The sequence below is a fragment of the Bradyrhizobium sp. 62 genome, assembly GCF_023073035.1.
In the GTDB taxonomy this organism is placed as follows: domain Bacteria; phylum Pseudomonadota; class Alphaproteobacteria; order Rhizobiales; family Xanthobacteraceae; genus Bradyrhizobium.
Genome location: NZ_JADPIT010000015.1, coordinates 616,620 through 622,718, shown reverse-complemented (window position 1 = coordinate 622,718; position 6,099 = coordinate 616,620). Strand labels below are relative to the sequence as shown.

Annotated in this window: 5 protein-coding genes; 1 reads left to right on the top strand and 4 read right to left on the bottom strand. The window is 63.4% G+C overall.

Features of this window, described 5'->3' with window-relative positions; genetic code table 11:
- The 4 genes from IVB47_RS13415 to IVB47_RS13400 all read right to left on the bottom strand — a co-directional run.
- Positions 1-613 (bottom strand): amino acid ABC transporter ATP-binding protein (locus IVB47_RS13415; protein ID WP_247462068.1); only part of this gene is annotated, 613 nt, incomplete at its 3' end.
- 11 nt (positions 614-624) lie between these two features.
- Positions 625-2,145: an amino acid ABC transporter permease gene (locus IVB47_RS13410; protein ID WP_247462066.1), complete on the bottom strand. Its 1,521-nt coding sequence runs from the start codon at positions 2,143-2,145 to the stop codon at positions 625-627.
- Complete coding sequence (locus tag IVB47_RS13405) at positions 2,142-3,347, bottom strand: ABC transporter permease subunit (protein WP_247286121.1); 1,206 nt, start codon at positions 3,345-3,347, stop codon at positions 2,142-2,144. The genes IVB47_RS13410 and IVB47_RS13405 overlap by 4 nt, the downstream gene beginning before the upstream one ends.
- Positions 3,348-3,372: 25 nt before the next feature.
- Positions 3,373-4,389 carry an amino acid ABC transporter substrate-binding protein gene (locus tag IVB47_RS13400; RefSeq protein WP_247434597.1) on the bottom strand — a complete coding sequence of 339 codons (1,017 nt, stop codon included), beginning with the start codon at positions 4,387-4,389 and terminating at the stop codon, positions 3,373-3,375.
- Between the two features lie 395 nt (positions 4,390-4,784).
- Between IVB47_RS13400 and metC the strand changes: the two genes are divergently transcribed.
- Positions 4,785-5,969, top strand: a complete 1,185-nt coding sequence (gene metC / locus IVB47_RS13395) for a cystathionine beta-lyase (protein WP_247462063.1) — start codon at positions 4,785-4,787, stop codon at positions 5,967-5,969.
- The last annotated feature ends 130 nt before the right edge of the window (positions 5,970-6,099 follow it).

Below are 6,099 nucleotides of genomic sequence, written 5' to 3'. Positions count from 1 at the left end.
CGCGGGCAAAGCCCATCTCGTGGGTGACCACCAGCATGGTCATGCCCTCCTCGGCGAGGTCGACCATGGTGTCCAGCACCTCCTTGACCATTTCGGGGTCGAGCGCCGAGGTCGGCTCGTCGAACAGCATCACCTTCGGGTTCATCGTCAGCGCGCGGGCGATCGCGACGCGCTGCTGCTGACCGCCGGACATCTGTCCCGGAAATTTGTTGGCCTGGTGCGGGATCTTGACCCGCTCCAGAAACTTCATTGCCGCTGCCTCGGCGTCCTTCTTGGGGATGTTGCGCACCCAGATCGGCGCCAACGTGCAATTGTCCAGCACAGAGAGGTGCGGAAACAGGTTGAAGCTCTGGAACACCATGCCGACTTCGCGCCGCACCGCGTCGACGTGCTTCAGGTTCGGCCCGAGCTCGATGCCATCAACGACGATCTCGCCTTCCTGAAACTCCTCGAGCGCGTTGATACAGCGGATCAGCGTCGACTTGCCGGAGCCGGAGGGGCCGCAGATCACGATGCGCTCGCCCTTCTCGACCGCAAGGTCGATGTCGCGCAGCACGTGAAACTCGCCGTACCATTTGTTCAGGCCGGATATCTTGACGATGGGGTCGGACATGGTGACCTCGATCAGTTGCGGCGGTGAGCGTTGAGGCGGTGCTCGACGAAGAGCGAGTAGCGCGACATTCCAAAGCAGAAGATGAAGTAGATGATCCCGGCGAAGGCGAACCCGGTGAACGCGGTCGACGGCGACGACCATTTAGGATCCGAGAACGACGCCCGCAGCGAGCCCAAGAGATCAAACAGCGCCACGATCGAGACCAGCGATGTGTCCTTGAACAGCGAGATGAAGCTGTTGACGAGGTTCGGAATGACGTGGCGCAGCGCCTGCGGCAGAACGATCAGCGAGGTCGTCTTCCACCAGGACAGCCCCAATGCCGCGGCCGCCTCGCCCTGCCCGCGCGGGATGGCGGCCAGCCCGCCGCGGACGTTCTCGGCCTGATAGGCGCCGGTGAACAGCGAAATTCCAATCAGCGCACGCACCAACCCGTCGACCGTGAAATTGCCCGGGAGAAACAGCGGCAGCATGTAAGTGGCGAAGAACAGGACGGTGATCAGCGGCACGCCGCGCCAGAACTCGATGAAGGCTATCGAGAAGATCCGGATCAGCGGAATGGTCGAGCGGCGGCCAAGCGCCAGCGCAATGCCGATCGGCAGCGAGGTGACAATGCCGGTAACAGAGACCACCAGCGTCACCAGAAGCCCGCCCCACAGGTTGGTCTGCACGATCGGCAGTCCGCCGTGATCGAGCCCCATCAGCTTGATCACGATTGCGATGGCGACGAAGGTGGCGATGCTGGACGTCAGGGCCCGCCCCCCGGTGCGGAGGCCGCCGCCGAGAACGAAGGCGATCAGGGAGACGATCGCGGCGGTGATGGCGAAATCGGCCCAGATCGACTGGCCTGTCCCGTGCAGCTGATCTCGCAGCCAGGTCAGCGGAAAGATCAGCCAGTAGATCAGGTTACCCACGAGCACGATGACATTGCCGACGACCCACAACACCGGTGCGGCAGAGGACGTCTTGCCGAGACTGAGCAGAGCCTGCCCGGCGCCGATGATGCTGTCGTCGAATAATTGCAGCAGGTCAGCGGTCCAGCTCAGGCCAAATCCCTTGATGCCGCCGCCATGCAGCAGAAAGAATGCAACCACTGGAAACGCAAAAAAGAACAGGCCTGCGTTCAATCCTTTCGAGGGCAGCCGCGGAATGAGCAACGGCACCAACAGAACCACTGACAGGACGAGCGTGAGGTCGACCCGCCAGCGTTCGGCTTCGGGGTAGAAGCCGTAGATCAGTTGCGGCAGCTTGGCCTGGATGTAGGGCCAGCAGGCACCGACCGCAAAGCCGGCGTTCTCGGCGAGGCAGGCGGTGCGATCCTTGCCGGTCCAGACTGCGTCGACCATCAGGAATTTGACGGAAGGAATGACGGTGAACCACAGCAGCAAGGCGCCGACGATCGTGAGCAGGATGTTGGTCGGCGAGTTGAACAGGCGCGTCCGTACCAGGCCGACGAAGCCCGTGGTCTTCACCGGCGCGGGACGCTCATCGAGAAGATCCTGGCGGACGAAACTGGACGAGCTGATATCGCTCATGCGCCGAGACTCCGGCTGATGCGCCAACCGTAGACGCTCATGACGGCGCTGGTGATCAGCGAGATCAGGAGATAGACGCCCATCGTCATGGCGATGATCTCGATGGCCTGCCCGGTCTGACTCAGCGACGTGCCGGCGAACACGGAGACGAGGTCGGGATAGCCGATCGCGACGGCCAGCGACGAATTCTTGGTGAGGTTGAGGTACTGGTTGGTCAGCGGCGGAACGATGACGCGCATCGCCTGTGGCACGACCACCAGGCGCAGCGTAGTGCCGCGGCTCAGGCCCAGTGACGACCCCGCCTCCATCTGCCCGCTATGGACGGAGAGGATGCCCGCACGCACGATCTCGGCGATGAAGGCGGCCGTATAGGTCGACAAGGCCAACGTGAGCGCCACGAACTCCGGGATGATGCGCGAGCCGCCGGCGAAATTGAAGCCCTTGAGCTGCGGCAGCTCGAAGGTGAAGGGCAGACCCGCTACCAGCATGGTGACGAGCGGCAGTCCGAACAGCAGCCCCAGCACATAGGGCCAGATCCGGATCACCTGACCGCGCTGGAACAGCGCCCGGCGCGCATGGATGCGCAGCGCCACCGAAGCCACGATGCCGAGCGCCAGCACCACAAGAAACGCCTCGAATCCGCTCTCGCCGATCGGGCGGGGAATGACGAGACCGCGATTGCTGACGAAAGCGATGCCGAGCAGCGAAATGCTTTGTCGTGGATTGGGCAAGGCCGCGAGCACCGCCAGGTACCAGAACAGGATCTGAAACAGCACCGGCAGGTTGCGGATGATCTCGACATAGATTTCGCCAATGCGCGCGAGCAGCCAGTTGGGCGACAGCCGGCACAGCGCGACAATGAAGCCGATCACGGTGGCGAACACGATGCCCACCACCGAGACCACGAGCGTGTTGAGGAGCCCGACCAGGAATACGCGCAGGAACGTGTCTGAGCCGGTATACGAGATCAGCGTCTGATTGACGTCGAAACCGGCGTTGTTCGCGAGGAAGCCGAAGCCGGCCGCAATGTGCTGGTTCTCGAGGTTGGCGCGGGCGTTGGAGACGATTTCATAGGCAATCCAGCCCAGGACCGCAGCGAAGGCAAACTGGACGGCGATGCCGTTCCAGCCTGTCTTGCCTCCCAGCACGCGCCTGATCTTCAGCGCGATCTGGGGCGGGGGTTTGCGAGCCTCGATGCTCATCGCCGCGAGCGCGGATCAGGCGGGGTCAGCGGATCGGCGGCGCGTACTGGAGACCGCCCTTGTTCCAGAGATTGTTGAGACCCCGATTGATACCAAGCGGCGAGCCTGCGCCGACGTTGCGGTCGAACACCTCGCCGTAATTGCCGACGGCCTTCACGATGCGCACCACCCAGTCCTTGCTCAGGCCGAGCTGTTCACCGAAATTGCCGTCGGTACCGAGGACGCGCTTCAACTCCGGATTTTCCTGTTTCGTCTTCTCGTCGACGTTCTTCGCGGTCACGCCGAGTTCTTCGGCGGTGATCATGGCAAACAGCGTCCATTTCACGATGTCGAACCATTGGTCGTCGCCGTGGCGCACCATTGGTCCGAGCGGCTCTTTCGAGATGATTTCCGGCAGCACCATGTGATCGCCGGGATTGGCAAGCTTCAGGCGGTTGGCGTACAGGCCCGACTGGTCGGTGGTGAAGACGTCGCAGCGCCCGGCCTCGTAGGCCTTGACCGTCTCGTCGTTGGTGCCGAACGCGATCACCTCGTACTTCATGTTGTTGGCCTTGAAGTAGTCGGCGAGATTCTGCTCGGTGGTGGTGCCGGTCTGGACGCAGACCGAGGCGCTGTTGAGCTCGAGCGCCGAGTTCACCTTGAGCGACTTCTTCACCATGAAACCTTGCCCGTCATAATAGGTCACGCCGGTGAAGTTGGCGCCGAGCGAGGTATCGCGCGAGATGGTCCAGGTGGTGTTGCGCGACAGCACGTCGACTTCGCCGGATTGCAGCGCCGTGAAGCGGTCCTTGGCGGAGAGCGGCACGTATTTGACCTTGGTCGGATCGTTGAAGATCGCCCCGGCGATCGCGCGGCAAACATCGACGTCAAGCCCGGTCCAGTTGCCCTTGTCGTCCGGCGAGGAGAAGCCGGGCAGACCCTGACTGACACCGCAGGACAGCATGCCCCGGTCCTTGACGGTCTTGAGCGTTTGCGCATGGGCGGCTTGGGCAGTCAGGCCGGCGGCGAGAGCGAGAGTGAGAGCCAGGGTTACGCGTTTCATGGGCTTTGGGCCTTTCAAAGTCGTCTCAAGGTCAGGAACGTTGTCTTTGCGATCGTCTCTGCCAGGGCTAGCCGTATCAAGACCAGCCCTGCAAGAGTCGTGCTGGAAAACCTTGCCGATCACCCGCCGATCCCGGGAGGCCTTGCCTTAATCCTCGCCGAAAGGCGCCCGCCGTTATGGCTGTGGCGCTAGGTCCGGTCAGGCGATGGATCGAAGGTCGCGGCAGGCCCCTCAACATGCGGCGACTGAATAGCACCTGCGATAACAGAACGACTGGCGTGCCGGGTCAAGGGGTTGACGGGACTCTTCTGTGTTCTGTTATTAACGACAGCGGCCTTTCGGCCAGCCCGCCGGCGCATCGCGCCTCGTGGAAACGCGCTTTTGAAAGCAGACGCATGGATTCCTCACACCCGTCCGAGCAGCACGCCGAGACCCGCCTGGTCACCTCCGGCCGCGACACCAAGGCGCAGAAGGGGTTCGTCAACCCGCCCGTCTTCCACGGCTCGACCGTGCTCTATCCGACCGCCGAGGACCTGCACGCCCATCGCGGCGAGTTCCAGTACGGCCGGCACGGCACGCCGACGACCCGTGCGTTCCAGGAGACCCTGATGGCGCTGGAGGGGCCGCAATGCGCCGGCGTCGGCATCGTGCCGTCGGGGCTGTCGGCGATCTCGACCACCCTGCTCTCGGTGCTGAAGGCCGGCGACCACATCCTGGTCTGCGACAACGTCTATCGGCCCTCGCGCAATTTCTGCAACGGCATGCTCACCCGCTACGGCGTCGAGACCACCTACTTCAATCCGATGATCGGCGCCGGCATCGACAAGCTGTTCAGGCCCAACACATGCGCCGTTCTGGTCGAGGCGCCCGGCTCGCAGTCGTTCGAGATGCCGGACATCCGCGCCATCGCCGAGGTCGCGCATGGGCGCGGCGCGCTCGTCATCGACGACAACACCTGGGCCACGCCGCTCTATCACCGTTCGCTCGAACAGGGCGTCGACATCAGCATGCAGGCCGCCACCAAATATATCGGCGGCCATTCCGACATCATGTTCGGCACCATCTCGGCTAATGCCAAGGCCTGGCCGCAGATCGCCGAAGGCATCCGCCTGCTCGGCGTTTGCGCCGGTCCCGATGACGTGTTCCTGGCACTGCGAGGCCTGCGTACGCTATCGGTGCGGCTGGCGCAGCATCATCGCTCCGGACTCGACATGGCGCACTGGCTTGCGAGCCGTCCCGAGGTCGCGCGCGTGCTGCATCCGGCGCTCGAGACCGATCCGGGCCATGCGATCTGGAAGCGCGACTTCACGGGCGCGTCGGGCCTGTTCAGCATCGTCCTGAAACCGGCGCCGCAGAAGGCGGTCGACACCATGCTCGATACGCTCAAACTGTTCGGCATGGGCTTCTCCTGGGGCGGCTTCGAGAGCCTGGTGATTCCCTTCGATTGCGACGCCTATCGCACCGCGACCAAGTGGGCGCCGGGCGGCCCCACTCTGCGTCTGCATATCGGGCTCGAAAGCGTCGACGACCTCAAGGCCGACCTCGATCGCGGCTTCGCTGCCCTAAAGGCAGCAATGTGAGCCTGCTCACAAGGCATCGCGCCGCGGGACGCGCTAACGCGCGCCGGGGGAACGTGCAGAACCCGCAAACGTTAACGCCGACGCGCCAACAAATGGTTTGAACCTCAAGCATTTGGCGCTAGCCTCACCA

Excerpts from the sequence above, each read along its gene's own strand:
- IVB47_RS13405 (WP_247286121.1), bottom strand. The coding sequence starts at position 3,347 with ATGAGCATCGAGGCTCGCAAACCCCCGCCCCAGATCGCGCTGAAGATC.
- IVB47_RS13400 (WP_247434597.1), bottom strand. The coding sequence starts at position 4,389 with ATGAAACGCGTAACCCTGGCTCTCACTCTCGCTCTCGCCGCCGGCCTG.
- metC (WP_247462063.1), top strand. The coding sequence starts at position 4,785 with ATGGATTCCTCACACCCGTCCGAGCAGCACGCCGAGACCCGCCTGGTC.
- IVB47_RS13410 (WP_247462066.1), bottom strand. The coding sequence starts at position 2,145 with ATGAGCGATATCAGCTCGTCCAGTTTCGTCCGCCAGGATCTTCTCGAT.